The sequence below is a fragment of the Arthrobacter sp. EM1 genome (genome assembly GCF_029964055.1).
Taxonomy (GTDB): Bacteria; Actinomycetota; Actinomycetes; order Actinomycetales; family Micrococcaceae; genus Arthrobacter.
Genome location: NZ_CP124836.1, coordinates 2752878 through 2778466 on the forward strand (window position 1 = coordinate 2752878; position 25589 = coordinate 2778466).

24 protein-coding genes, 2 tRNA genes and 1 pseudogene are annotated in these 25589 nt (G+C 65.9%); 13 read left to right on the forward strand and 14 right to left on the reverse strand.

Annotation, left to right across the window (positions count from 1 at the left end):
* The first annotated feature begins 51 nt into the window (after positions 1-51).
* The 7 genes from QI450_RS12710 to asd all read left to right on the forward strand — a co-directional run bounded on the left by QI450_RS12710 (position 52) and on the right by asd (position 5176).
* Positions 52-855 carry a thymidylate synthase gene (locus QI450_RS12710; protein WP_226774788.1) on the forward strand — a complete coding sequence of 268 codons (804 nt, stop codon included), beginning with the start codon at positions 52-54 and terminating at the stop codon, positions 853-855.
* Positions 852-1439 (forward strand): dihydrofolate reductase, encoded by a 588-nt coding sequence (locus QI450_RS12715; protein ID WP_226774789.1) that lies wholly within the window; start codon positions 852-854, stop codon positions 1437-1439. Before QI450_RS12710 ends, QI450_RS12715 begins: the two co-directional genes overlap by 4 nt.
* Before the next feature lie 3 nt (positions 1440-1442).
* The gene (locus QI450_RS12720; protein WP_226774790.1) at positions 1443-1661 is read left to right on the forward strand and encodes an NF038396 family protein; all 219 of its coding nucleotides are present in this window, start codon (positions 1443-1445) and stop codon (positions 1659-1661) included.
* A gap of 160 nt (positions 1662-1821) precedes the next feature.
* Positions 1822-2916, forward strand: a complete 1095-nt coding sequence (locus QI450_RS12725; protein ID WP_226774791.1) for a WXG100 family type VII secretion target — start codon at positions 1822-1824, stop codon at positions 2914-2916.
* Positions 2917-2925: 9 nt separating this feature from the next.
* On the forward strand, positions 2926-3579 hold the full coding sequence (locus tag QI450_RS12730) for a hypothetical protein (RefSeq protein WP_226774792.1): 654 nt from the start codon (positions 2926-2928) through the stop codon (positions 3577-3579).
* Positions 3566-3967 (forward strand): hypothetical protein, encoded by a 402-nt coding sequence (locus QI450_RS12735; protein WP_226774793.1) that lies wholly within the window; start codon positions 3566-3568, stop codon positions 3965-3967. The genes QI450_RS12730 and QI450_RS12735 overlap by 14 nt, the downstream gene beginning before the upstream one ends.
* Before the next feature lie 66 nt (positions 3968-4033).
* Positions 4034-5176: an aspartate-semialdehyde dehydrogenase gene (asd, locus tag QI450_RS12740; protein ID WP_226774794.1), complete on the forward strand. Its 1143-nt coding sequence runs from the start codon at positions 4034-4036 to the stop codon at positions 5174-5176.
* Positions 5177-5188: 12 nt separating this feature from the next.
* Here asd and QI450_RS12745 read toward each other — a convergent pair whose 3' ends face one another.
* Positions 5189-6295: a winged helix DNA-binding domain-containing protein gene (locus QI450_RS12745; protein ID WP_226774795.1), complete on the reverse strand. Its 1107-nt coding sequence runs from the start codon at positions 6293-6295 to the stop codon at positions 5189-5191.
* Positions 6296-6365: 70 nt separating this feature from the next.
* Here QI450_RS12745 and QI450_RS12750 point away from each other — a divergent pair, with 70 nt between their 5' ends.
* Positions 6366-6845: a hypothetical protein gene (locus QI450_RS12750; protein ID WP_226774796.1), complete on the forward strand. Its 480-nt coding sequence runs from the start codon at positions 6366-6368 to the stop codon at positions 6843-6845.
* Between the two features lie 48 nt (positions 6846-6893).
* On the opposite strand, the gene QI450_RS12755 is transcribed toward QI450_RS12750, so the two are convergent.
* From QI450_RS12755 to QI450_RS12770, 4 genes are read right to left on the reverse strand one after another with little or no spacing between them, the layout of a single operon-like run.
* Positions 6894-7958, reverse strand: a complete 1065-nt coding sequence (locus QI450_RS12755; protein WP_226774797.1) for a UDP-N-acetylmuramate dehydrogenase — start codon at positions 7956-7958, stop codon at positions 6894-6896.
* 33 nt (positions 7959-7991) lie between these two features.
* Entirely contained in the window at positions 7992-9281 is a 1290-nt protein-coding gene (locus tag QI450_RS12760) for an MFS transporter (protein WP_226774798.1), read from the reverse strand.
* Between the two features lie 15 nt (positions 9282-9296).
* Positions 9297-9734: a MaoC family dehydratase gene (locus QI450_RS12765; RefSeq protein WP_226774799.1), complete on the reverse strand. Its 438-nt coding sequence runs from the start codon at positions 9732-9734 to the stop codon at positions 9297-9299.
* Positions 9735-9736: 2 nt separating this feature from the next.
* Positions 9737-10210 carry a MaoC family dehydratase N-terminal domain-containing protein gene (locus QI450_RS12770; protein WP_226774800.1) on the reverse strand — a complete coding sequence of 158 codons (474 nt, stop codon included), beginning with the start codon at positions 10208-10210 and terminating at the stop codon, positions 9737-9739.
* Between the two features lie 159 nt (positions 10211-10369).
* Here QI450_RS12770 and QI450_RS12775 point away from each other — a divergent pair, with 159 nt between their 5' ends.
* Together QI450_RS12775 and QI450_RS12780 are read left to right on the forward strand one after the other, a co-directional pair.
* A complete protein-coding gene (locus tag QI450_RS12775) occupies positions 10370-10747 on the forward strand; it encodes a metalloregulator ArsR/SmtB family transcription factor (protein WP_226774813.1) in 378 nt (125 codons plus the stop codon).
* Positions 10744-12405 carry a SulP family inorganic anion transporter gene (locus QI450_RS12780; RefSeq protein ID WP_226774801.1) on the forward strand — a complete coding sequence of 554 codons (1662 nt, stop codon included), beginning with the start codon at positions 10744-10746 and terminating at the stop codon, positions 12403-12405. Before QI450_RS12775 ends, QI450_RS12780 begins: the two co-directional genes overlap by 4 nt.
* On the opposite strand, the gene QI450_RS12785 is transcribed toward QI450_RS12780, so the two are convergent.
* The 4 genes from QI450_RS12785 to QI450_RS12800 all read right to left on the reverse strand — a co-directional run bounded on the left by QI450_RS12785 (position 12395) and on the right by QI450_RS12800 (position 16405).
* Positions 12395-12619, reverse strand: a complete 225-nt coding sequence (locus QI450_RS12785) for a DUF3188 domain-containing protein (protein ID WP_226774802.1) — start codon at positions 12617-12619, stop codon at positions 12395-12397. The genes QI450_RS12780 and QI450_RS12785 overlap by 11 nt on opposite strands.
* 135 nt (positions 12620-12754) lie before the next feature.
* On the reverse strand, positions 12755-13618 hold the full coding sequence (locus QI450_RS12790) for a CoA ester lyase (protein WP_226774803.1): 864 nt from the start codon (positions 13616-13618) through the stop codon (positions 12755-12757).
* Between the two features lie 103 nt (positions 13619-13721).
* Complete coding sequence (locus QI450_RS12795) at positions 13722-14702, reverse strand: aldo/keto reductase (protein WP_226774804.1); 981 nt, start codon at positions 14700-14702, stop codon at positions 13722-13724.
* Complete coding sequence (locus QI450_RS12800) at positions 14699-16405, reverse strand: glycoside hydrolase family 13 protein (protein WP_226774805.1); 1707 nt, start codon at positions 16403-16405, stop codon at positions 14699-14701. The genes QI450_RS12795 and QI450_RS12800 overlap by 4 nt, the downstream gene beginning before the upstream one ends.
* A gap of 102 nt (positions 16406-16507) precedes the next feature.
* Between QI450_RS12800 and QI450_RS12805 the strand changes: the two genes are divergently transcribed.
* Together QI450_RS12805 and QI450_RS12810 are read left to right on the forward strand one after the other, a co-directional pair.
* Positions 16508-17698, forward strand: coding sequence for an ROK family protein (locus QI450_RS12805; protein ID WP_226774806.1), 1191 nt, complete (start codon positions 16508-16510; stop codon positions 17696-17698).
* Positions 17699-17896: 198 nt separating this feature from the next.
* Positions 17897-20872: an FG-GAP-like repeat-containing protein gene (locus tag QI450_RS12810; protein ID WP_226774807.1), complete on the forward strand. Its 2976-nt coding sequence runs from the start codon at positions 17897-17899 to the stop codon at positions 20870-20872.
* Positions 20873-21158: 286 nt separating this feature from the next.
* On the opposite strand, the gene QI450_RS12815 is transcribed toward QI450_RS12810, so the two are convergent.
* Entirely contained in the window at positions 21159-21818 is a 660-nt protein-coding gene (locus tag QI450_RS12815; RefSeq protein ID WP_226774808.1) for an NAD(P)H-binding protein, read from the reverse strand.
* Between the two features lie 239 nt (positions 21819-22057).
* Between QI450_RS12815 and QI450_RS12820 the strand changes: the two genes are divergently transcribed.
* Entirely contained in the window at positions 22058-23164 is a 1107-nt protein-coding gene (locus tag QI450_RS12820) for an IS110 family transposase (RefSeq protein ID WP_282468023.1), read from the forward strand.
* Between the two features lie 303 nt (positions 23165-23467).
* On the opposite strand, the gene QI450_RS12825 is transcribed toward QI450_RS12820, so the two are convergent.
* The 4 genes and pseudogenes from QI450_RS12825 to QI450_RS12840 form a co-directional block, all read right to left on the reverse strand.
* Positions 23468-24430 carry an IS481 family transposase gene (locus QI450_RS12825; RefSeq protein ID WP_282468024.1) on the reverse strand — a complete coding sequence of 321 codons (963 nt, stop codon included), beginning with the start codon at positions 24428-24430 and terminating at the stop codon, positions 23468-23470.
* A 180-nt stretch (positions 24431-24610) separates the two neighbouring features.
* Positions 24611-24684 (reverse strand) — tRNA-Met (locus QI450_RS12830).
* A 62-nt stretch (positions 24685-24746) separates the two neighbouring features.
* Positions 24747-24818, reverse strand: a tRNA-Thr gene (locus QI450_RS12835).
* Positions 24819-25051: 233 nt separating this feature from the next.
* A pseudogene (locus tag QI450_RS12840) lies at positions 25052-25588 on the reverse strand (transposase); the annotation flags it as partial.
* Position 25589 lies beyond the last annotated feature (1 nt).

Here is a 25589-nt window from a genome sequence, read left to right on the forward strand (position 1 = left end):
TGCCGGCACGATGGATAAGGACCTGCGGCGACTTCTCAGTAGACTGGGAACGTGAGCATCCCAACACCCTATGAAGACTTGCTGCGCGATGTCATCGAACACGGCACGCACAAATCCGACCGGACCGGCACCGGCACCTTGAGTGTGTTCGGCCGCCAGATGCGCTTCGATCTGAGCAAAAGCTTCCCCCTGGTCACCACCAAACGAGTGCACTTCAAGTCCGTCGCGGTCGAGCTGCTGTGGTTCCTCCGCGGGGACACGAATGTGAAGTGGATGCAGGACCAGGGTGTCACCATCTGGAACGAATGGGCCGACGCCGACGGCGAACTCGGACCGGTCTACGGCGTCCAGTGGCGCTCCTGGCCGACTCCCGACGGCGGCCACATCGACCAGATCGCCGAACTAATCGCGAACCTCAAAACCGACCCGGACTCGCGCCGGCACATCGTCTCCGCCTGGAACGTCGCCGAGCTCAAAGACATGGCTCTCCCGCCGTGCCACGCGTTCTTCCAGTTCTATGTGGCCGACGGCAAACTCTCCTGCCAGCTCTACCAGCGTTCCGCGGACACCTTTTTGGGTGTGCCGTTTAACATCGCCTCGTATGCCCTGCTCACCTGCATGATCGCCCAGCAGACTGGCCTGGAACCGGGCGAATTTGTCTGGACCGGCGGCGACGTCCACGTTTACGACAACCACATGGACCAGGTTCTCAAGCAGCTCACCCGCACGCCCTATGACTACCCGCAGCTGGCGTTCGCCCGTAAGCCGGAGTCCATCTTCGACTACACCCTCGATGATTTCGAAGTGGTCGGATACCGGCACCACCCGACGATTAAGGCCCCGATAGCCGTATGAGCGACGACAATATACAGACCGCGCAGCCCGCGGATTTTTCCACCAGGCTGGCAGCCCTCACCGGGCTCGGCGTGGTGTGGGCCCAAACCAGTACCGGTGTCATCGGCCAGGACGGCGGAATGCCGTGGCGCCTGCCCGAGGACATGGCACACTTCACCCGGCTCACGACAGGCCACCCCGTCATCATGGGCCGGAAGACATGGGAATCCTTTCCGGACAAGTACCGCCCGCTGCCCGGGCGGACCAATATTGTTATCACCCGCCAGCGCGGCTGGGGCGAAACTCCGTCCGCGGCGGGCGCCACCGCCGTCGCCTCACTGGACGATGCACTCCTTGAGTCCCAGTTCGCACCGGGCAACAACATGGTCTGGATTGTCGGCGGCGGCAACATCTACGCCCAGTCCATGGACCTCGCCGATGTCGCCGTTATCACCACAATCGACGCCAGCACGGAGGGCGACACCTTCGCCCCCGAGCTTGGGTACGACTGGACCTTGGACGGAAGCCTGCCGGCCGACGGCTGGGAGACCGCCGGAAACGGCGCCCGCTACCGCATCAACGTGTGGCGCCGGACGGAGGCCTAAGCGATGCTGACGAAACCCGAACTCCTTTTTGTCCTCGGCTACATGCTGCTCCCGCTGCTCGCGCTGCTGTCCGCTGTCGTGGGGCTGACCATGATCCTGGGCGGGGACAAGATTGCCGGTGCGATCGTGCTCGTGGTGGTCACCCAGGCCTTTGCCTTCGGGGCATTTTTTGTCCTGCGCAGACGCAAGCAGAACCTGCTCACGGAGCGACAGGGCGACTAGCGGCCGGGCCCCCGACGCCGGCCGGGACCTGATGGGGAGAACACCCCATCGCCGCGCACGAGTGTTGCGGTTAGATTGGTGCCGGTTGAATACACACGCCGGAATACACCAGGTCCCGGTCGCAGCCGGTTAGGCTGATGCACGAAGAGGGGGAGCCGCTATGGCAGGAAACTTGTGGGGCGCCGACGTCGCCCAGTTGCGCACGCTTGCACAACAGTTCGGCAAGACGTCCGAAACGCTGCTCCGGCAGTCGAGCACGCTGACGTCGGCCATCAACGGCAACACGTCCTGGAAGGGAGCCGACGGCGCCCGCTTCACCTCCGAGTGGAACGGCAGCCACCGTGCCCTGATCCAAAGGACCGCCCAGGCCCTCAAGGAAGAGTCCAAGCGGCTGTTGACCCACGCCGACCAGCAGGAGAAAGCCAGTGTTACCGCCGCCGGGGCCGGCGGCGGGCCCGGTCCGCTCGGCGGCAGCCACGGCAGCAGCAACGGCGGTGGCATCGGGCCGCTGCTCGGCGGTGCAGTCGCCGGCGGCATTGGCGGCATCAGGGCCGGGATGCAGATCCAGAAATACCTCAAGGCACCGCTGACCCTCGCCAAGCATGCCGGCCAGTTCGGCTGGGTGCTGAAGAACCAGCGCGCGGATTTCGTCAAGTCCTTTGTGCAGGGCAAGCACCGGATCGGCGGTCCCGGCTTCGCCCCGCACCGCCTGATCAGCAACCCGGCCCTCGATAAGCTGCTGAAAAGCTCCGCAGCAACAAATCGGGGCCTCGCCGCCGTCGACAAAGCCTCAGACATCGTCTCGCTGCGGAACCTGGACAAGTATGTCGGGCCGCTGGGCAAATTCGAAAAGGTCTTCGCGGAGAAGCCGTGGCTTGGTGCCGGCACCAAGCTGGAGTGGCTGGGGAAGTCCGGCCTCGCGAGGGGCCTCGGCTGGGCCGGCGTCGGCTTCAGCGCCGTCGACTCGGTGCGGAGTTTCGCCGATGGCGACGTCAAGGGCGGGATGGCCAGCGCCGGCAAGGGACTCCTCGGGGTCGGCTGCTTTTTGCCGCCGCCCGCCGGGACCGTCTGCCAAGTTGCCAGCGTGGGAATAGCCATCTACGAAAACTGGGACACGATCAGCAGCGTCGGCAAAAACGTCGGCGAAGGAATCGTCAACGCGGTCCAGGATCCAGGCAAGTTCGTCAGCGATGCCGCGGATAACGTCAAAGACGCCGGAAAGTCCGTGGCCAAGTTCTTCGGCTTCGGGGATTAGGAGACTCACATGAGCGTTCAGGATCAGACACAGCAGGAGCCACGGCTCGGCATCGACGTCATCGGCTTCGGCGTGGGCGAGTTTGCCTATTTGCTCAACGTCTTCGAGGGGCCGGCGAGGGACCGTTCGGTAAGCGTTTTCCGCGCCCAAGACATGGTGGATGATCTCACCCTGTCCACGGCAGGCGCATCGTCCCTGATGGCGCGGGACATGGCCACCATTGATGATGACGGTGACCTCGGAGTCAACGGCGTCGCGTCCGCGGTGGCCACGGCCCTGGGGCAGGCAACCCGCTGGACCGAAGTTTCCCTGCTGACCGGGGACGCGATGGACAACGTGGTGCTGATCGAGGCCCCCGGAGTGGCCCTCATGCTGCAGCCGCGGCTGCTGGGCACCTGGTTCGTCTTCGCCCAGGACACCAGCATCAGCTCTGCCGAAGCGACCCTCCGCCTGGTGCGCCAGCACATCGAGCAGAATGCCGGAGGCTCTGCCTATCTCGTGTTCAAGACTCTCGATACCGAGCAGCACCTGCTGGTCCGGCGCGAGGAAGGTTCGTGGACGACCGGAGTCCCCGACTTCGCCCAGGACAAGGTCGCGGAAACCGAAGGCCTGGACGACGGCGGACTGCTCCGGGCCATTGAGGTGTCCCGTGGCCAGGCGTAGTTCGGACGTACCACCGGAACCTGGCTACACGGGAGCCCGGACCGGGGAAGACGGCCGGATCCACCGCCGGGGCGCGAACGGCGAACTGATCGCTTACACCCCGGACGAGTACGGAGTCCGCAAGGATGACGGCCATGGGCTGGTCAAACCCGTCAGCTCCTCCGGCGGCCTGCTCTTCCTCGCCGTCCTGGCCTCGCTCTTCGCCGGCGGTGTCGCCTACGGCCTGGCACGGATTGCGATTGACGGCACTTGGGAGATTCTCGGTGACATCTGGTGGACCATCCCGGTGGGAGTGCTGGTGCCGCTGGTCGCCTGGACGAGCTACGCCAAGGAGCGCCGGGCGGAGAAATTGCGCACGGTCCGCAACCTCCCCCGGCCCCTTGGGTGATCCCGGACCGGGACGCGATGACGTAACCGACTGCGCCCCGGCGCCGGCAAAGCCTAAACTGGGCTAATGACTACAGCAGCTACCCCGTCCGTTGGACTGGTCGGTTGGCGTGGCATGGTCGGCTCCGTCCTGATGCAGCGTATGCAGGACGAGGGCGACTTCGCCACCATCAACCCGGTCTTCTTCTCCACCTCGAACGCGGGAGGGGCGGCCCCATCCTTGGCCGGTCCCGCCGGGGGCGATGCCGGCACCCTCGAGGATGCGTTCGACGTCGAGACCCTGGCGAAGCTGCCCATCATCGTGACAGCCCAGGGCGGCGACTACACCAAACAGGTCCACGGTGCGCTGCGTGACCGCGGCTGGGACGGCCTGTGGATCGATGCCGCCTCCACCCTGCGGATGAACGACGACTCGATCATCGTGCTGGACCCGATCAACCGAGACGTGATCGACGCCGGCCTCTCCGGCGGCGTGAAGGACTACATCGGCGGCAACTGCACGGTCTCCTGCATGCTGATGGGCCTCGGCGGGCTGTTCAAAAACGGGCTCGTCGAGTGGGGCACCTCGATGACCTACCAGGCGGCGTCCGGCGGCGGCGCCCGGCACATGCGTGAGCTCCTGAGCCAGTTCGGCACACTCAACGCCGAGGTCAGCACGGAACTGGACGACCCGGCGTCGGCCATCCTGGAGATCGACCGCAAGGTCCTGGCGCACCAGCGCAGCAACATTGACGCGAGCCAGTTCGGGGTACCGCTGGCCGGCTCCCTGATCCCGTGGATCGACGCGGACCTCGGCAACGGCCAGTCCAAGGAAGAGTGGAAGGCCGGGGTGGAGACCAACAAGATCCTTGGTACTTCCGGCGATGAGCACATCATCATGGACGGGCTGTGCGTCCGGATCGGCGCAATGCGCTCGCACTCCCAGGCCTTGACGCTGAAGCTCCGCGAGGACCTCACCGTAGCGGAGATCGAGAATCTCCTCGCTGCTGACAACGAGTGGGCCACAGTGGTGCCCAACACCAAGGAGGCCTCGATGGCAGACCTCACCCCGGTGGCGGCATCCGGGACGCTGAACATTCCGGTGGGCCGGATCCGGAAGATGGAGATGGGCCCCCAGTACGTCAGCGCGTTCACCGTCGGTGACCAACTGCTGTGGGGCGCTGCCGAACCGCTGCGGCGTATGCTCAACATCGCCACCGGCAACCTCTAGGCGCACGCCGGTTCAGGTGCCGAGGAATCTGCGGTACTTCGCGGCCTGCAGCTCAAAGGACTTTTGCGCCGCAGGCCGCAGCCCATTTACATCGTCGAACGGCTCGGGTACGGCGGCCGGGGCCCTGCCACTGCCGGTCACACCCCAGGTGCCGACGATCCGTCCGCCGGCCACAATGGTCTTCTTGAACACGCCGTTGCCGCCCGGCACAATCTTGTTCGCGTGCTCCGGCGGCAGTACCAGCGACCGGTCGGTGTAACCGAGCAGGAACTCATCAAAGCCCGGCAGCGCGAGCACCGTGCGCGCACCGGGGACACCGTCGTCGAGCAGTGCCGCAGTCTCCGGGGAGAGCCAGTAGCTGGTCCCCTCGAAGTCCAGCTCCACCAGCTGGCCCTTGACGTCGGCCAGTGCTGCCCGGACCTCGGCGAGCGGGATGCCCGCCCACCAGGAGAAGTCACGCCCGGTGGCGGGCCCGTGGCTGCGCAGGTACCGCAGCAGCCACTCGGCGATGCCCTCGGCCCGGTCCAGGCTCCGCGACCCTGTGATCCAGTCGTCAAAAGCCACCAGCAGCTGCTGGTTGCCGGCCAGCGGTCCCTGCACCAGCACGGCCCGCTGGCAGAGGGCACCGAGCAGGTGAATGCCGCGCTGGCCGGCCGTGGACTGGCCAGCGAGTTCAAAGGCGTTAAAGAGTTCGCTCCGGCTCGCGGCTGCACCGCCGGAGACCAGCTGGAGAGCGGTTCCGGCTGCGGCGTCGACATCCGCAGCCGAGATGCGGAGCTCCCTGTGCCGCCCGGCCAGGCCGCGGATCAGCCGATCGGAGGTAATGGCCAACACCCACTTCAGGTCTTCGGGGGCCAGCACGTGCAAGGTGCCGCGCATCGGCCAGGAGCGGACGATCTCCCCCCGGTCCAGGGCGTTGCGGACATCGCCCACGAGGGAGCCCGGCACCCGCTGGCCAATCGCCCAGAGGACGGAGCGCATGTCCTGCGCCTGCATCGCCGGCATCGAGCGCACGGCCGCCGGAACGCTGCTGAATCCGGCCCCGGCCAGCCCCTGCGAGGCCAGTCGCAGCCGGCCCATGATCCCCCTGGTCAGCCGGTAACGCCGCGGTGCTCCCATACACCCCATGCTAGGACGACTGCCGGGACGTTCCCAGCCGCCTTCCAGCCGGATTCCCTACCCTTGATGGATGACCTTGAGTGAGATGTGGCCGCTGCTGCGGCCCCTGAGCCGGCGGCTGGCCCTGCTGGGCTGGGCTTCCAGCGCTGCCGGCATGACCGCCGGACTCACCGTTGCCATTGCCAGCGGGACCCGGCTCTCGCCGCTGATGAGCACCATGCAGCTGGTATCGGTGGTCGCCATGGCGGTAACCGTGGCCAGCTTCGTGACGGCAGCTTCTCTCCAGCCGCGTTATCCGGCGCATGGCGGCAGTGATTCCCGTGACGGCAGCGGCCCCGGTGAATTCCCCGATACCGTGCAGAGCTTCCTGCTCGGTTCGCTGGCCCTGCTGGCAGGGGCGGTCGTCTTCGCTTGCGCCGGTTTCCTGCTCCGCAGCGGTCCCAGCGACCAGTCCGTGGCGTTTTGCCAGGTCTTCTTCCAGGGTGCCGCCGCCTCAGGCTTCACGTTTATGTTGTTCAGCCGGGTCGTCGGGCGCCGCAGCCGGAACTGATCGGCGGCGCCGGACCCGATCCGCGCGGGAGCACTTGGGTCGAGGATTTTAGAGCTCCACGCCGATCAGCAGCGGTTCCGGATGCAGTTCAATCCCAAAGCGTTCGACGACGCCGCGGCGCACTTCGCGGGCGATCGCGAGCAGGTCCGCGGTGCTTGCCGTTCCCCTGTTGGTGATCGCCAGGGTGTGTTTGGTGGACAGCGAAGCCCGGCCGCCGGAAACGCTGTCCGGCTCCAGCCCGAAGCCCTTGCCGTAACCGGACCGGTCGATCAGCCAGGCTGCCGAGAGCTTGGTTAGCCCGTCGGCACCGGGGTAGCGCGGCGCGTCCCCCGGCAGCGCGGCGGCTACGGCTGCCGGCACGATCGGGTTTGTGAAGAAGGATCCGGTGGAGTACGTGTCCCGGTCCGCGGGGTCCCACACCATGCCCTTGGCCGCCCTGAGCCGGCGCACCTCACGGCGGACATCGTTGGAATAGGCCCGCTGGCCCACCTCAACGCCCAGTGCGCGGGCGAGCTCGGCGTAGCGGATAGGGGCGCTCATCCGGCCCAGCGGCAGTTGGAACTCGACCGTGAGCACCACATAGCGCGGGGAGCCGTTGACAGTGGTTTGTTTGAGGATCGAATCGCGGTAGCCGAACTTCAACTCCGAGTTGGTGAAGGTCTGCACGGCCTGACGTTGCCGGTCCCAGGTCCGGACGGCGGCGATGGTCTGGGAAACGTCCGCGCCGTAGGCACCGACGTTCTGGACCGGGGTGGCGCCCGTGGCGCCCGGTATCCCGGCGAGCGCTTCGATCCCGGACCAGGCGTGCAGCACGGCGTGTTCCACGAGGGCATCCCAGTTGTGGCCGGCCTGGACGACGACGGCGACGCCGCCGCAGGAGTCCTCCGCGTTGACCGTGAACCCTTCCGAGGCGATCTTCACTACGGTGCCGGGGAAGCCGTCGTCGGACACGAGCAGGTTGGAGCCGCCCCCGAGGATCAGCAATGGCTCACCGGCAGCATCCACTGAGCGGACGGCCTCGATGATTTCGGCCTCGGTGCGGGCCTCGATCAGGGTGCCGGCGGGGCCACCGACGGCGGCCGTGGTAAGGGCAGAGAGCAATGTCTGGGTCACCTGACCAGCCTAGCCGGGTATGGCCGGAGTCCCCTAAGCAGGTCGCTGGTCGATCTTCCGGGCCACCGGGGAGAGCAGGAAGCTGACCGCCAGCATCACCATCACGGCCAGCAGGGAGTGCAGGATGCCAACGTGTTCCGCGAGCAAACCCAGCAACGGGGGCCCGCAGAGGAATGCGCCGTAACCGATCGTGGAGACCACGGAAACCCGGGCGGCTGCCTTGAGGGGATCGTCGGCGGCGGCGGACATGCCCACCGGGAAGCCCAGTGAGGCGCCCAGTCCCCAGACCGCCAAGGCCACGTAGGCCACCCACGGCGCCGGCGCGAAGACGAACAAACCCAGGCCCAGCACCGCCAGGGCCGCGCACCAGCGCATCACCGGGACACGGCCAAAGCGGTCCAGGACCACTGTGCCGGCAAAGCGTCCCACCGTCATAAACGTAACGAAAAGCCCGTAGCCGGCGGCACCCGCGGCGTCGGACTGGCCGTGGCCATCGGCGAGCGCCAGGGCCACCCAGTCCCCGGCCGCGCCCTCCGCGAGAGCGAGCCCCAGCACAAGCACACCCAGCAGAAGGGTCCGCCGGTCCCGCCAGGCCTGGGCGATCTGGCGTTTGTTGTCCAGCGGAGCCTCCGGCCGGTCCGCCTCAAGCCTGATGAGGGGTATCGGCCCGGTGGAGGGGTCATCGAAGGTATCCGGTGTGGCCGGCGTGAAGCCCAGGCCGGGTTCGATCGGGGTACTGTCCGCGCGGAACCATAAAGCGGCGGTGGCCACGGAGCCGGCCACCAGCAGCCCCACACCGGCGAAGTGCCAGAACACGGGCACACCGGCCCCCGCCGCCCAGGCACCGGTGCCGGCGCCGGCGACGGTACCCAGACTGAAGGCACCATGCAGCCGGGGCATAATGTGCCTGCGGACGGCGCGTTCGACAGCAGCACCCTCGACGTTGGAGGCCGTGTTCCAGCTCGCTGTGCCGAGGCCGATGACGGCCAGCCCCGCGGCGACAACGAGCGGATTGACCAGGACGGAGGTTCCCAGGCCTGCGAGCACCAGACCGGATCCCACCGTGATGCTGCCAATCCGGATGGTCTGCTTCGACCCGAACCGCAGCACGATCAGCCCGGACGCGGAGACGGAGATAAAGGATCCCAGGGTCAGGCACAGCAGCAGGAGCCCCACATTTCCCGGGGTGAGGTCCAGTCCGTCGCGGATGGCCGGCAGCCGGGACACCCAGGTGGCGAACGCGATGCCGCTGACCGCATACGCAACAACAACGGCGTTGCGCCAGTGCGTGACCTCCGCAGTCTGGACTGTGCGCACGTTCACGGCGTCGTCATGCGCCTACGCCAGCCTGACGACGGCTTGGGCCTTCATCAGTACTTTCTGGCCGGCCGAAATAACGGTGAGGTCTACCCGGGCGGTGCCTGCGTCGGCGTCGATCGCCCCGATGGCACCGCTGATTTCGAGCACGGCGCCGGCCGCGGCCGTCCCTGTGGTGTCTGACACCGGGACCGGCTTGGTGAATCGGGTCTGAAAATCCACGACGGCGGCGGGGTCGCCGGCCCAGTCGGTGACGAGCTGGACGACAGAGCCCATGGTGAACATCCCGTGCGCAATGACACCAGGCAATCCCACGCCCGTAGCGAAGGCCTCGTTCCAGTGAATGGGGTTGAAGTCACCGGACGCGCCCGCGTACTTAACCAGGTCCGTGCGGGAGATCTCGATGTGGCGGCTGCCGATGTTGTGGCCGACCGCGAGCTCTGTGAGTATCGGTGTCATGTCTACTGTCCCTCTCCGCGGACCAGGATGGAGGAGGTGGCGGTGGCCACGGCTTCCCGCTCCGTTGCGGCGCCGGCCACCGGGGCAAGGGCGAAAATTTCCGACCGCGTAGTGATCATGGCTCCCCCGCCCATGGCACGAACGCCGTCGACGTGCAGTTCTGCCACGAGCCTGTCCCCGGCAAGGATTGGCCGGTGGTGGACGAACCGCTGGTCCGCGTGGACCACCCGGGAGAAGTCGATGCCGGAGTCCGGGTCTTCGACCAGCTGGGCGTCGGCCCGTTGGGCGACAATGATCGCGAAGGTAGGTGGCGCCACCAGGTCGCTGTGGCCCAGGGCTTTGGCCGCATCCACATCGAAGTGGGCGGGGTGGGTGGCCTTGACCGCGCGGGCGAACTCGCGGATTTTCTCGCGGCCGACGTCGTACACCTCTTGGGCAGGGTAGTTGCGTCCCTGCAGATCCGGATTGATAGTCATGGGTTCCAGCCTAGCGTCAGGCCACGGGTGGACTGCGTCGAAGACATGCAGATGCACAGAGACAGCAATTACGGTATGATGAAAACATCAAGTCATCAACTGATGTCCTCCGCCAAGTCCGCCCGCCGGATCCGCGCCGACAAGAAAGCACAGGCAGTAATGATTTCGCCGGCGCAAACCCCTCTCTACGAGATCAAGGCGAACCTGTTCAAGGCCCTCGCCCACCCGGCGCGGATCCGCGTGCTCGAACTGCTCTCGGCTGCACCGGATAACTCGGCTCCCGTCAGCTACCTGCTGGCCGAGACGGGGCTTGAGGCATCCCACCTGTCCCAGCACCTCGCTACGCTGCGCAGGCATGGGGTGGTGACTTCCACCCGAACCGCCAACGCCGTGACCTACCGGCTGGCCCATCCAAAGATCGCCGAGCTCCTGGCCATTGCCCGGGCGTTCCTGCTCGACAGCCTGGCCGGTTCCAACGAACAGCTTAAACTCGCGCAGACACTTCCCAGCGAGCATCTGAAGAGTCCCACTTCATGAGCGCCGCACTGAATCAGCTCAGCAGGTTCCTGCCGTCCCGCCGGGACTATGCGGGGCTGCGTTCGTCCTGGAAGACGGATCTGTTGGCGGGAATCACCGTGGGCATCGTCGCCTTGCCGCTGGCCCTGGCCTTCGGAGTGAGCTCGGGCGTCGGCGCCGAGGCCGGACTCATCACCGCCGTTGTGGCCGGGCTGGTGGCCGCGGTCATGGGCGGCTCCCACGTCCAGGTCTCCGGCCCCACCGGCGCGATGGTTGTGGTGCTGGCCCCGGTTGTTGCCGCCAACGGCGCCGGCAGCATTGCCCTGGTCTCCCTGCTGGCCGGACTGCTGGTGGTGATCCTGGGCCTAAGCGGACTGGGCCGGGCCGTGGCCTTCATCCCGTGGCCGGTGGTCGAGGGGTTCACGCTCGGCATCGCTGCCATTATTTTCCTTCAGCAGGTGCCGCTCGCCACGGGCACGCAGGCAATACCAGGGCACAATACCGTGCTGGCTGCTTTCGAGAGCGCCTCACGGGCCACGGCGCCCACCGTCCTGCAGACGCTGGCCGTCGTCGCCGGCGTCGCCGCCGTGATGCTTCTTCTGCCGAAACTGAACAAGGCGCTGCCCGCAAGCCTGATCGCTGTACTCCTGGCCACCGTCGCCGCTGAAGTACTGCAACTGCAGATTCCGCGGATCGGCGCCCTGCCGCATTCCTTGCCCGCACCCTCGCTCCCGGCGCTGAACCCGGCCGCGCTGGGCTCGTTGCTGATGCCCGCAGTATCCATCGCGATGCTGGCCGCCATCGAATCCCTGCTCTCCGCCCGGGTAGCCGCCGGCATGGTGGGCCCCGACGGCCGGCCCTCCGGGGTATACAGCCCGGACCGAGAGCTGATGGGCCAGGGACTCGCCTCTATTGCGGCCGCGTTCTTCGGCGGCATGCCTGCCACGGGCGCCATCGCCCGGACCGCTGTCAACGTCCGCTCGGGAGCCAAAACGAGGCTCTCCGCGATCGTGCACGCCTTGGTGCTCCTGGCCATCATCTATGCGGCGGCAGCTTTGGTCGGGAAGATCCCGCTGGCGGTCCTGGCCGGGATCCTGATGGTGACGGCCAGCCGGATGGTGTCACGGCACACGGTCACCGCCATCCTGCGCTCCACCCGCGCCGACGCTTTTGTGTTCGTCCTGACAGCCGTTATTACAGTGGCCTTCGACCTCATTGTGGCCATCGAGATCGGCCTGGTCGCCGCCGCCCTCTTCACACTGCGGAAATTCGCCTCGCTCAGCGGGGTGAAGCGCGAGCAGATTCCGGCACCCCCAGAGGACGGGGACGAGCACATCGCCATCTTCAGGCTGGACGGGGCCATGTTCTTCGGCGCTGCGGAACGGGTCCTGCAGGAAATCAGCCAGGTCAAGGACATCCAGGTGGCCATCATCCGGCTGTCGCAGGTACGGATGCTCGACGCTACAGGGGCTCACACGCTGGTGGAGGTCATCTCCGCACTCGAACTTCGCGGCGTGACTGTCCTCTTGAAGGGCGTCCAGCCCCAACACCTGGAGCTCGTAACAAACGTCGGGGTCATTCGCTCGCTGCGCCACCACAAACACCTGTTCACGTCGCTGCCCGAGGCCGTGGCGCACGCCCGCAGCCACGTCCGACGGAATACCGCCGCTATCGTTTGAGGTTTTTCCGGATCGCCTGGCCGCGGACCACAATGCCGGCAAGATGCAGGATCAGGCCCAATCCGATCACGGCAAGGGAGGAGACCGCCAGCGGCTCGTTGCCGGTGCTGTTGCCGATCAGGTTCAGGACTATGCCCACGCCAAGCAGAGCCATGGCACTGAAAACCAGCACCTTGTACGTGGTTGGCGCGGACTCCCAGAATTCTTTCAGCACCGCGCCAGTCTACCGGGCCGGGCGCGGAACCGGGCTCCCGCGGTTGGTGTGCGGGCCGCCCCCGGTTCGGTTTCCCAAAAGACCCCGCGGACCACAGAACGGGGATTGGTCGCGGGGTCTGCTTGGTGCGATTGCCTAGACGGCCGGCTGCACCCCAAAGGCTACCGCGAGCTTCATGATCTTCTCGGCGCGGCCCAGGCGCGGGAGGTCCGAGCCGTCGCGGATGACGCGGCCGCTGGCCTCGAAGTCGGCCATGAAGTCGGTGGCCCAGGCGACATCCGACGGCGTTGGGCTGATGACCTCGTTGATGACGTTGGTCTGATCGACGGCGAGACAGAGCTTGCCAGTCATGCCCATCATCACCGTGATCCCGGTCTGTTCGCGCAGGATCGGGTGGTTGGTGCCGACAGTGGGGCCGTCGATGGGGCCAGGCAGGTTCCCGACCCGGCTTGCCACGACCAGCTTGGCCCGCGGGTAGGCCATCGCCTCAGGGGTGGCCGCCATACCCGTGTCGCGGCGGAAGTCGCCGGAGCCAAACGCGAGGCGGAACGCGCCCTGGGCCTTGGCGATGTTGTTGGCTTCCTCGATGCCCACGGCAGACTCGACGAGCGCGATGACCGGCGTCTTGCCGTCCATCCGGTGGAAGCTTTCGGTGACCTGGTCCGCGGACTCGGTCTTGGCCAGCATCACACCGAGTAGGCCCGGGGTACCCCGGAGACCGGCCAGATCGTCGGCCCAGAACGGGCTGGTAGCGTCGTTCACCCGGACCCAGGCACTGCCGCCGGCAGTCAGCCAGTCCACGACGTGGCCGCGGGCGGCATCCTTCTGGGACGGGTCCACCGCATCCTCGATGTCCAGGATGATGGCGTCCGCGCGGGAAACGGCCGACGGGTCGAAGAGTTCGGGTTTCATAGCGTTGACCAGCAGCCAGGAGCGGGCGATCTCAGCTGGAATGTTGCGTTGAGGCCGGACAGTCCCGGCGGTGGTGGTGGAAGTCATGGGTCTACGCTATCCGTTCGAGGCCGTCCCCAGCCAAGTATTCCGCCTTCGAGACGGACCAATACGAGCAAAGTCACAAGCTACGGGATGTTAATGTCGCCAGTTACGGGATGTTACTGCCGCGGGCCGTCACCCAAAGCCGGTACCACTCGGCCCGGGTCATGCCAGCGGCCACTGCTGCGGCATCAGCACAGGCCCGGATGCGTTCCGGCTTCGCAGTCCCGATCACCGGGGCAATCCCGGCCGGGTGCTTCATCAGCCAGCCCAGCACGATCGATTCCCCGGCGACGCCCTTCCGGGTGGCCAGCCCGGCCACCAGATGGCTGGTTGCTTCCTCCGCCGGCGACGGCGTTGTGGCCGGCGCTCCGGTGTAGAGCCCCCGGGCCAGGGAACCGTAGGCCTGCAGGGCGATGCCGTGCCGGCCGCAGTGTTCCACCGTGCCGTGCGGGAAGCTGTAGTCCGCTCCTTCGGCATGGTTGACCAGCACCGTACTCTCCAGCCAGGCGCGTTGGCGCAGGCTCATCTCCAACTGGTTGGCGATGACCGGGGTTTCGAGCCGGTCCTGCAGGACCTCGATCTGCGCCCCGGACATATTGGATACCGCCACGGCCCGGACCTTGCCTTCGGCCATCAACTGGCCGACGGCGGAGGCCACCTCGGCGGGGTCCATCAGCGGATCGGGGCGGTGCAGCATCAGCACGTCCACGTAGTCTGTCCGGAGCCGGGAGAGGCTTTCATTGACTCTCGTCAGGATCCCGTCCCGGCTCAGGTCGTAGTACGCCTCAAGACCCTGCTCGTTGAGCCGGATGCCGCACTTGGTCTGCAGCCGGATCCGGTTCCGCAGCTCCGGGGTCTGCGCCAGCACCTCGCCGAACACGGCTTCGGACTTGCCGCCACGGTAGATGTCGGCATGATCGAACAAGGTGATGCCAACCTCAAGGGCAGCGTCCACGGCCTGCGCCGCCTCGTCCACGTCGGCGGACGCGTACGGTTCCGGAGACCAACTGCCGCCCAGGCCCATGCAGCCGTAGATCAGCTCTTGGCCGCTACGATTTGCTGCCCCGCTTCCGTCCCGGGAGCTCACCGCAACCAGGCGGTAGTGCTGCCCGGCAGGAGATTCCCCTCGAGCGGCCCGCTGCTGAGCAGGACCGTCCCGGCCGGAAGTTCAACGGGCTCGTGGCCGAAGTTGGTGACGACCTGCCAGCCGCCGAGGCGGCGGAAGTGCAGGACACGGGCGTTGCCGGTTTCGAGCCATTCCAGTTCCTCCGAAGTCTGCAGTTCACGGCGCAGCTTCAAGGCCCGGCGGTAGAACTCAAGGGTGGAACCTTCCACACCGTCCTCGGCTGCGACGGCGTAACGGCTGAACCACGCCGGCTGCGGCAGGTGCGCGCCGCCGTCGCCGAAGCCGAAGGAGGTACCCTCGGCGGTCCAGGGCAGTGGCACGCGGCAGCCGTCGCGGCCGACCTCCACGCCCTTGTTCCGGAAGAAGGTGGGGTCCTGGCGTTCCGAATCGGGGATGTCCCCCACTTCCTGCAGTCCGAGCTCCTCGCCCTGGTACAGGTACGCGGAACCCGGCAGCGCCAGCATCAGCTGTGTGGCGGCGCGGGCGCGGCGCAGTCCCAGCTCGACGTCGAGTTCCCCGGCCGGGGCGCCGGCCAGCAGCCAGCCTTTGCCGTCCTGGCCCTTTGCGTGCTTACCGCCGCCCTGGGGCAGGCCGTAGCGGGTGGCGTGCCGGACGACGTCGTGGTTGGAGAACACCCACGTGGAGGAGGCACCGGATTCGGTGGCTTCGGCGAGGTTGCGGGTGATGATTTCATGGAACTCGTCAGCGTCGAAGTCGGCCTGGAGCAGGTCGAAATTGAACGCCTGGCCCAGGCCCTCGGGGCTGGCGTAGCGGCCGCGGCGGCTGGCATGGACCCAGGCTTCGGCCACGGCGGTGCGGGGAGGGTTGTATTCGTTGAAGACCTCGCGCCATTCGACGTAGATCTCGTGGACCTCGTCGCGGTCCCAGAACGGGTGCGATCCGTCGTCGAAGCCGTCAATTCCACTGTTGGCCTCGCTCAACTCGACCTTGGACAGCAACGGCTCGGTGAGGTCCTTGGTCAGGGCGTGGGCCACGTCGACGCGGAAGCCGTCCACACCGCGGTCGGACCAAAAACGCAGGGTCTTGAGGAAATCGTCGCGGATCTCGCGGTTGGCCCAGTTAAGGTCCGGCTGTTCCTTGGCGAAGATGTGCATGTACCACTGGCCGGGGGTGCCGTCCGGCTCGGTGATGCGTTCCCAGGCCGGCCCGCCGAAGACGGATTCCCAGTCCGACGGCGGGATCTCGCCGTTTTCGCCCGCACCGTCACGAAAGATGTAGCGCTCCCGGGCGTCGGAGCCGCGCGGAGCTGCCAGCGCCTCTTTGAACCATTCGTGCCGGTTGGAGGAATGGTTCGGGACAATGTCCGCGATCAACTTAATGCCGGCGGCGTGCAGCGCCGCAGACATTTCGTCGAAGTCCGCCAGCGTGCCGAGCTTGGGGTCGACGTCGCGGTAGTCGTCGACGTCGTAGCCGCCGTCGGCCAGTGCCGAGGGGTAGAACGGGGAGAGCCAGACGGCGTCGATCCCGAGTTCTTTCAGGTACGGAACCTTGGCCGTGATGCCCTTGATGTCACCCAGGCCGTCGCCGTTGGAGTCCGCAAAGCTGCGCGGGTAGATCTGGTACACGGATGCTTGGCGCCACCAGTTGGGGTCGGCGGCGAGTTCGGAACCGGACAGGGTTGCCAGCGTGGCGGTATTGGACAAGGTGGTTATCCTCCGGGGCTCGAGACGGGTTCTGGTAATTTAGATACAAGCTAAATATATTGCCTGAACAATTATGGGTCCGGATCCGGAAGAGGTCAACATTTGCAGCCGACTGCCGCCGCCACCCCCCAGCTGCTGCGCCGGGTTAACGCAAGGTCCGTGCTCGGCGTCATCCGCGCGACGGAGGTGGCCACGGGGACAGAGCTGATGGCCCGGACCGGGCTGACGCGGGCATCCGTCATTGCCGTCTGCGAAGACCTGATCCGGCGCGGCTGGATCAGCGAAGTGGACGCCCGCGGTGCGGAACAACCCGCAAACCCCCGCAAAGGACGCCCCGCCCGACGCTTCGAGCTCAATTCCCGGGCTGGTTTTGTCCTGGGCCTGGATATCGGCGCAGCCACCACCACCGCGGCCGTCGCGGACCTCCGCGGTACCGTGCTCGGACGTTCCAGCCAGAGTTTTCGGGCCGCCGACATCCCTGCTGAGGAACGGATCGGCATCGTCGACCATGCCTGCCGCCGCGCTCTGGCGGCCGCGGGGACGAGCCCGGAACGGATACTGGCCGTAGGGGCTGGAATCGCCGCGCCGGTGGACCGCGACGGCAGGGTGCTGGCGAACCAGCAGTTCTGGAGCCTGTTCGACGTCGGTCTCCGCTCCGCGCTGCACGAGCTGCACGGCTGGACGGTTTTGCTGGAAAACGACGCGAACCTTGCCGCGCTCGGTGAACGCTGGCGGGGTTCAGGCGCCGGCGTCGATGACCTGGTGGTGCTGCTGGCCGGGGAACGGTTGGGAGCAGGGGTGCTGGAGTCCGGGCGGCTGCTCCATGGCCGCAGCGGAGCGGCCGGAGAAATGGGCTACCTGGACCTTGTGGAAGGCGTCGGCTCCAGCGACGGCATCGCCAGCCTGGCCCGGCAATGGTCCGCCGCCGAGGGCGGCTCCGGGTCCGGGGTCACGCCCGGGGTCACGGTGAGTGCGCGTCGTGTCTTTCAGGATGCCGCCGCCGGGGATGCTGCGGCGCTGGCCATCCTGGACCGGATTTGTGACCGGATGGCCCGGGTCATTGCCTCCGTGGCGAGCTTTATCAACCCCGAACAGGTGGTGATCGGGGGCGCGGTCGCTGAATCCGCCGGGGTGCTGCTGCCGCGGATCACCGAACTGCTCCCCCGGTTCACGGCCACTCCCCCGCGCGTTACCGTCTCACCCCTCGGCGGCTCGATTGTTAGTGTCGGCGCCGTCCGGCACGCCCTGGACTACGTCGAGGCGAACGCCCTGGAGCTTGAACTAGCGCAATAGCGACCCCGGGCCGAGGAGGGGATTCCCCAGTCCTGGCTCAGGATTAGGCAACGATTCGCTACTTTAGGCGAAATTTTGGTGCAAGTTGCCGTTTCCTGGTCCACGCCGTCCGTAGACTGACCTCGTCTCCCGGTCTCCCGGTCTCCCGGCCGTCTCGCTGAGCGTTCAGTGCGGCGGCAGTCTCATGAAAGTCTCCAATTGAATCTAATACGGAAGACGACTGCGCTGCTGGTGGCGCTAATCGTCACCCTTGCCACGCTGACCGCCGTGCCGCTCCCGACTGCCCTCGCAGAGCCCGCTCCCGTGGCGACGCCAACCGCGGCTGCTTCCCCGGGAGCGGCCACCACGGCCGAGCCGACTGCCGCCCCGAGTCCTGCGTCCAGCACCGCGCCCTCGACTGCGAGCTCCCCCTCGGCGACTGCCGCGCCGGCCCAGACGCCCCGTCCGGCCGCGACAACGACTTCCCCTCCGACGGTCGAGTCGCAGACCGTGACAACTCCGGAACCGTTGTTCACTGAAGTACTCGGCGGCAGCAACCCCACATCCAGCAAGCCGGTCGGGGTCGCTCCGACACCGGGCCTGAAGGGGGCAGCACCGGCAAAGGCAGCGACCGAGGCCTACTCCCTCGCCCGGAGCGGGGACATCAAGGTGAGGCTGGTTATGGTCCAGCTCGCGGACCGGAAAGCGGCGATCCCGGAGGCGGACGCCCGCGCCGCCATCGGCACCAGCAGCACCTACTGGCAGGCCATGTCGAACGGCAGGCTGTCCATGAGCGTCGCCTCGGTCGAAAACAGGTCGAGCCGGGCAACCTCCACGCAGAGCTATTCATCAATGATGAACACGATTGTCGGTGAAATCGGGTGGGCCCCCAGTGACTACACGGCGCTCGTCGTCTTCGTTTCCACCCCCACCCTCTCCGACGGAGCCTATGGCGCGGGCTGGAGCTACAGCGGGACGAGCGGACGCGTCATCATGCCGGTCCCCGCCGCCCTGACCAGAAGCGTGCTGACCCACGAATTCGGCCACGTACTGGGGCTGATGCATGCCAACCGGCTTCGGTGCGCGGACGGGGCAGTGGACACTGCCAGCAACGCCGATGGTTCGTTCGCCAACGGCACATGCAGCATTGAGGAGTACAAGGACAACCTTGACCTGATGGGTGTGTCCCAGACCAGCCAGCCGGTGGTGAGCTCCCCCATCTACGAATATGGCGGATTCGGCTCCGGCAACGAGGTCAGAAACCTCGGGAAGGTGGAGGGCAAAAATTCCTACACATTGAGGGCCTGGGGAAGTGCGGACGACCAGCGCTCCCTCAAGTTCACCGACCCCGTCAGCGGCGAGACCTACTTTCTGGAACTTCGTCTTCCGATTGGGAACGACTCGGCAACTGCAGTCAGCGGCAACCGCGGGGTCAAGGTTGTGCAGAGCTACGGTGCAGGCTCCATCGCCCTGCAACCCAATACCACGACGTTCAGCGGCTATTACAGCTATAACCAGGCCTGGCAGGCGGGCCAGACTTTCACCACCCATGCTGGGACTAAGGTAACTTTCGACTGGGTCTCCGACTCCGCCGCCGGAGTCACGATCGATGCGCTCCCGCCGGCAAAGGCTGTCCTTGTTACGCCGGGCGATTTCAACGGCGACGGGGTGGCGGACCTCATCCAGCGCAAGACCAACGGGGAGCTGTGGTTCTACCAAGGCGACGGCACAGGAAAATTCCCCGCCGGCCAGAGGATCGGTACGGGTTGGGACATCTACGACACCGTGCTTGGCACCGGAGACTTCAACGCTGACGGCAAGAATGACCTGGTGGCCAGGAAATACGACGGATCCCTGTGGTTCTACCCGGGGACCGGAGTGGTTTCCGGCAGCAGCGAGGGATATTCAGCCAGCGTCAAGATCGGCAACTTCGGCTGGGACGCCTTTGACGCGCTACTGGGCGTCCGGGACTTCGACGGGGACGGTAAAGCAGATATTCTGGCACGCCGGCCCGACGGAGTTCTGGTTCTCTATCCAGGCACTGGCACCGGTCGGCCCGGGGCGGCCCGGGAGATCGACTTTGGTTGGCAGATCTTTGATCGGCTCATCGCGATCCAGGATTTCAACGGCGACGGAACAAACGATCTGGCTGCACGCCGCCCGGACGGTACCCTGTGGCTGTACTCCAATACGGGGCAGGCAAAGCTCGTCAACGCCAAGAAGATCGGGACCGGGTGGGGCATATATGACAGCATCGCAGGTCCCGGCGATGCAAACATGGACGGCATGGCGGACATCGTGGCAAGCCAGGCAGACCGCAGCGTCTTCTTCTACGCAGGAACAGCAGGACGGGACCAGGGCTACTCCGGTGCCCGCAGGATAGGTGACTTCGGCTGGGACGCTTTCAACTACCTTGCCGCCACGAAGGACCTCAACGGCGATGGCATTGCAGACCTGCTGGCGCGCATGCCCGACGGCAGCCTTTGGTTTTATCCGGGGTCAGGCAGCGGTGACTACCGGGCGCCCACAAAAATCGGCAAGTTCGGCTGGGAAGTCTTTGATTCACTCGTGAGCGTCGGGGACTTCAACGGCGACGGAAAAAACGACCTCGTCGCCCGCATGCCGAACGGTACCCTGTGGCTGTATGCGGGTTCCGGGCGGGTAGACGGCACAAGTTCAGCGTTCTCCGGCGTCCAGAAAATTGGTGAGTTCGGCTGGGATTCCTTTACCTCATTGACCGGCACCGGCGACCTCACCGGCGACGGGAAAAGCGACATTCTGGCCCGCAAAGCCGACGGCTCACTGTGGCTCTACGCCGGATCCGGCAGGGTGAATTCTGCCAACAACGGTTATCTCAGCGGCCGGAAGATCGGCAACTTCGGCTGGGAGGTATTTGACCAATTGCTTGGCGTCGGTGACTTCAACGCCGACGGCAAGAACGACGTCGTTGCCCGGACTGCCGACGGAGGCTTGTGGCTCTACGCCGGGGACGGTACTGGCAGATTGCCGACGTCCCGGCGGATCGGAACCGGGTGGGATGTCTTCGACACAGTGCTCGGTGCGGGTAACCTGAACCGGGACAATTTCGCTGACCTCGTCGCCCGGCGCCCCGACGGTTCGCTGTGGGCCTACTCCGGAACGGGTATGCAGCCCAACGAGGGATATCTTGGCCGGGCATTTGCGGCAGCGTTCTAGGCCGCCAGGCTATTCGCTGCAGGCGGTGAAAAGCCAGTAGCTCAAGAAGGGCCGGACCCTTTGAACTGCTCCCCGAAAGTTGGACTGAAAATTCAGTTCCGACATACGGGGAGCAGTTTTATGTTTAAGGGCAATTCGTTGCCTGAGCGACAGCCCGGGGCCGCGGGGACGCTGTTTTCGGCCGGCTGGGGCTCCAAGGCCCAAGCGAACAAGCTTCTAGTTGGCAGGGAAGCTGTCCTCCGGCCGGACGACAGATGGCGCTTTCGTGGCGTTAACGCCCGCTGGCTCAGCGCAAAGCCGCCAGCGCGGACGCGATCGGCACGGCCCCGTCGCGGAACTCAATCGTGCGGTGGATGCTCGCCGGCAGAGCCAGCACCGCGGCAGCAACACGGGCCACGCTGTCCCGCGCAGTGGAGTTGCCGTCGGAAGTGTCGGACGGGTTGACCTCGATCTTCCCGTCGGCCCCGCCGTCCGTGAGGGACCCCGGTCCCAGGATGGTCCAGTCCAAGCTGGTGCCGCGCAGGTACGAATCCGCGGCGGCCTTGGATTCGGCGTAGGCGTAGAAGCTATTGTCTTCGGGGACGCCGTGGTCTTCACCCGCCCCCATGTAGGAGACCATAACGTAGCGGCTGACACCTGCCTGGGCTGCCGCGTCCATCGACCGGATGGCGGCGTCCCTGTCGACGGCGTACGTGCGGGCCGCTGCGCCGCCACCTGCTCCGGCGGACCACACGACGGCGTCATGGCCGCGCAGCGCCTCAGCCATCAGATCGGTCGGGGCGCTCTCCACGTCCAGCACGGCCGGCGTGGCGCCGGTGCCGGCGACTTCCTCCTTCTGCCCTTCCTTCCGGATCACAGAAGTGACCTCATGCCCTTGCCCCGTCAGGATGCGGGACAGTTCCAGAGCCACTTTTCCGTGGCCGCCAATGATTGCGATTCGCGTCATAAGATCATTCTCTCCCACAGACCGTGGCCCTGGCCATGTTGTGGAATCACCCCTGGCTGGCTAGACCCACGATGATCATCCCTGGCGGGCTAGACGATATGAAGTGTGGTGGCCGGGCTGACGTAGGACTGGAACCCCGGGTTCAAAGACATTCGTGGGTTGCCGGTCCGGGTCTTTCCGCACGTAGGTGCGGGGTGTGGACTGGCGGAGCCACATTTGAACGTTTGGAGGTTCCAGCCATGAATAAGCGTACTTACGTCGGTTTGGATGTCCATGCGCGCAGCGTGAAGAGTTGCGCGATCGACCATGAGACGGGCGAGATCCTGAGGCAGAGCCTTGCCGCGAACGATGCGGGGATCACAGAGTGGGTTTCCGGGCTGCCGGGGCCGGTTCTCGTTGTCTATGAGGCAGGTCCGACCGGCTTCGGATTGGCCCGGCTACTGGTCAGTGCAGGGGTCGAATGCCTGGTCGCGGCACCGTCCAAGCTCCAGCGGCCGTCCGGGGACCGGGTAAAGACCGATGCCCGCGATGCCGAACATCTGGCCCGGTTGGCCCTGCTCGGACAGATCACGCCCGTGCGGGTTCCTGGCCGTGCGGATGAAGCGGCGCGGGACCTGGTGCGTGCCCGTGAGGACGTCCGTACGGATTTGATGAGGGCCAGGCATCGGATCTCGAAGCTCCTGTTGCGCCACGGTCTGGTTTACTCCGGCGGTCATGCCTGGACCAACGCCCACCACACCTGGCTGCACCGGCAACGATTCGATGATCCGTCCCTGCAGGCCGCCTATGAGGCTAGCCTGGAAGCCGCGGACCTGACCTTGGACCGCAGGAACCGTTTGGATGCGAAGATCACCGCCCTCGCGGCCACCGACCGCTATGCACCCGTGGTCCGTGCGTTGATGTGTCTGCGCGGGATCTCGGTGCTCACCGCCTTCGGCCTGGCAGTGGAGATCGGTGACTGGACCCGCTTCACTGGCAGCACCATCGGCGCCTATCTGGGCCTGGTGCCCTCCGAACATTCCTCTGGTGCTTCACGGTCCCAAGGCGGCATCACTAAAACAGGAAACACCCATGCCCGCCGCCTGCTCGTCGAGGCCGCTTGGCATCACCGCCGTCCATATGCCAACGCAAGCCGTGACATGCGTGCCCGTTGGGACGCAGCCGATGAGGCCTCCCGGGTCCGCGGTCACCAGGGCAACCACCGCCTGCACCGCAAGTGGGACCAGTTCGAAGCCCGTCACAAACGGCGCGTCATCGCCAACGTCGCTGTCGCACGGGAACTGGCTGGCTGGTGCTGGTCTCTCGCGGCCGCGGTCCAACAGGAGCAGCCGTGGACGGATGAATAGACGTGTGCCGTTCCCGGCTCCGTCCGGAGGCTCGGCAGCGTGGAGGAGACCCGCGATACACCTATGGGCAACCGGTAAATTACGGTGACGCCCGACATTGCTAGACCAGCGGCACCCCTCCAGCCGAACACCTCGTCCTGCGGTAGCCAACCCGCGAATATCAGTCTGACAGCGCCGTCGACCACGACGCGCCGGCCGCCGGACCAAGCAGGGGAACGAACACAAAAGAGCGGTCCAAGACATCCAATCTTGGACCGCTCACCCTTGCCCTCTTGACATGGACTACCTACATATCAGGTGTACTCAGCCAGCAGGTTGGTTACATCTGCTGATGGGTGGTCGTCCTCCGAGGGCTGCGTGGTTTCGGCGGTGGTTGTAGAAGTCTAGCCAGCCGGTGAGGGCCTGGGTGCGATGGTTGCTGGAGTCGTAGGCGTTCTTGTAGGCCCAGCCTTCCTGGAGGGTGCGGTTGAACCGTTCGGCTTTGCCGTTTTGCCAGGGGCTGCGGGGTTTGGTGCGCCGGTGTTTGGCGCCGAGGTCCTCCATGACTTTGGAGAAGGCCGCGGACCGGATGTAGGCCAGGGCGTTGTCCGTCATGACCTCTTGCACGGGGGCTCCGTTGGCGGCCATGAACGCTGCGGCGTTGGCCAGGAACGCCGCGCAGGTGGGGCCCTTCTCATCCGGGAGAACCTCGACGTAGGCCAGGCGGGAGTGGTCATCGACGGCCACGTGGACGTAGTCATAGCCGATACCTCGGCCTCTGACGGCTTCGGATCGGCCGTGGACCCGCCAGCCTCCGCCGTCCGGGATTTTCCCGAGTTTCTTCACGTCGATATGCAGTAGTTCTCCGGCGGTGTCGCGTTCGTAGCGGTGGTCGGTTGCCCGGCCGGCGCGGATGCGTTCGCCGCTGATCGGGTCCAGTTCCCATAACCGGGGCAGCCCGGCCCGGGCGATGATCCGGGAGACCGTGCGGGCCGGGACGTTGCAGCGTTCGGCCAGATCGACCGGGCCCTCGCGGTGCTTTACCCGCGCCTCGAGGACCTCGTCGATTTTCGCCGAGGGGGTGGCGTGCGGGCAGGAACGCGGGCGGGACGAGCGATCCTCCATACCGTCCGAGCCGTGCTCCAGATATCGCCGGAACCACCGGTGGGCGCAGGTCCGCGAAACACCCATTTCCTTGGCCACGTGGGCCACGGGACGGCCCTGAAGAACACGCTGGACAAGAATGCTTCTACCGGCAGGAGTCAGACGGGCATTACGGTGGACCATGAAGACCTCTTAGTCGTTCGGTGAGTGTGGTAACCACCAACCTAAGAGGTCTTCACCCTTTCACCGTGTAACCAACGTCCTGGCTGAGTACAGCTAGACCCACGATGGGAGCCGGCAGCGCAGGGGCGACGGGGTTTAAAACAAAAAGACCCTGCGGCCTTGGCCTGCAGGGTCATTCTGTAGCGGCGGGGAGGCTCGATCTCCCGACCTCACGATTATGAGTCGTGCGCTCTAACCAACTGAGCTACGCCGCCGGAAATGAGGAAAACCTGTGCTCAGCCGGCCAAAAACCGCCTTGACACAGGCCCTCATTCAGAGCCCCCCACCGGAATCGATCCGGTGACCTCGTTCTTACCAAGAACGCGCTCTACCACTGAGCTAGGGGGGCAACGAGTAAATACTCTACCGGAAGATTCCGTTCCCAACAAATCGGTACCAAAGCGCTCCGGGAAGCGTCAAAAACAGCGCAAATCCGGCGCTTTGGGGTCCCGTTTGCCGGGGTCAGCGGTACCGAACATACCAACGCCGGCCAAGACCCGCCAGCACACGGGCCGTGATTCAGGCCCCGTACTTGACCGATAACGACCACCACCAACTGCAAGGGGATTTTCAATGACAAAGTCAAGCGCCTTGAGTGACCGGTATCGTCCGGTGCTCGAAGCGTTTGCGGTCTCTGAGGAGCGCCCAGATGACGTTTATGCGGCGTCGGGCCAGGGCGAGGATGGCTTGCTTGTGGTTCTTCCCTTCAGCGCGTTTCCGGGTGTAGTAGGCCCGCGAGGTCGGACAGTGAACGGACGCGGTATGGGCGGAGAGGTGGCAGGCGCGCAGCAGTCGTCGGTCGTAGCGTCTGGGTCGGTGGTGGTTGCCGCTGACCCGGCCGGAGTCACGCGGGACCGGGGCTACCCCAGCGACGCCGGCGAGTCGGTTGGGGTTCTCGTATTGGTCCATGCTTCCGCCGGTCGCGGCGAGGAATTCGGCGGCGAGCTGCACACCAAACCCAGGGACGCTCAGCAGGATTTCGGCGTATTCATGCTCTCGCAACCGGACCTCTATCTGGGCCTCGACCTCCTCCATCTCTTCGCGCAGGCGCAGGATCTGAGCCGCGATCTTAGCCACCAGCATCGCGGCCGCTGTCTGCCCGGTCACGGCGGTGTGTTGG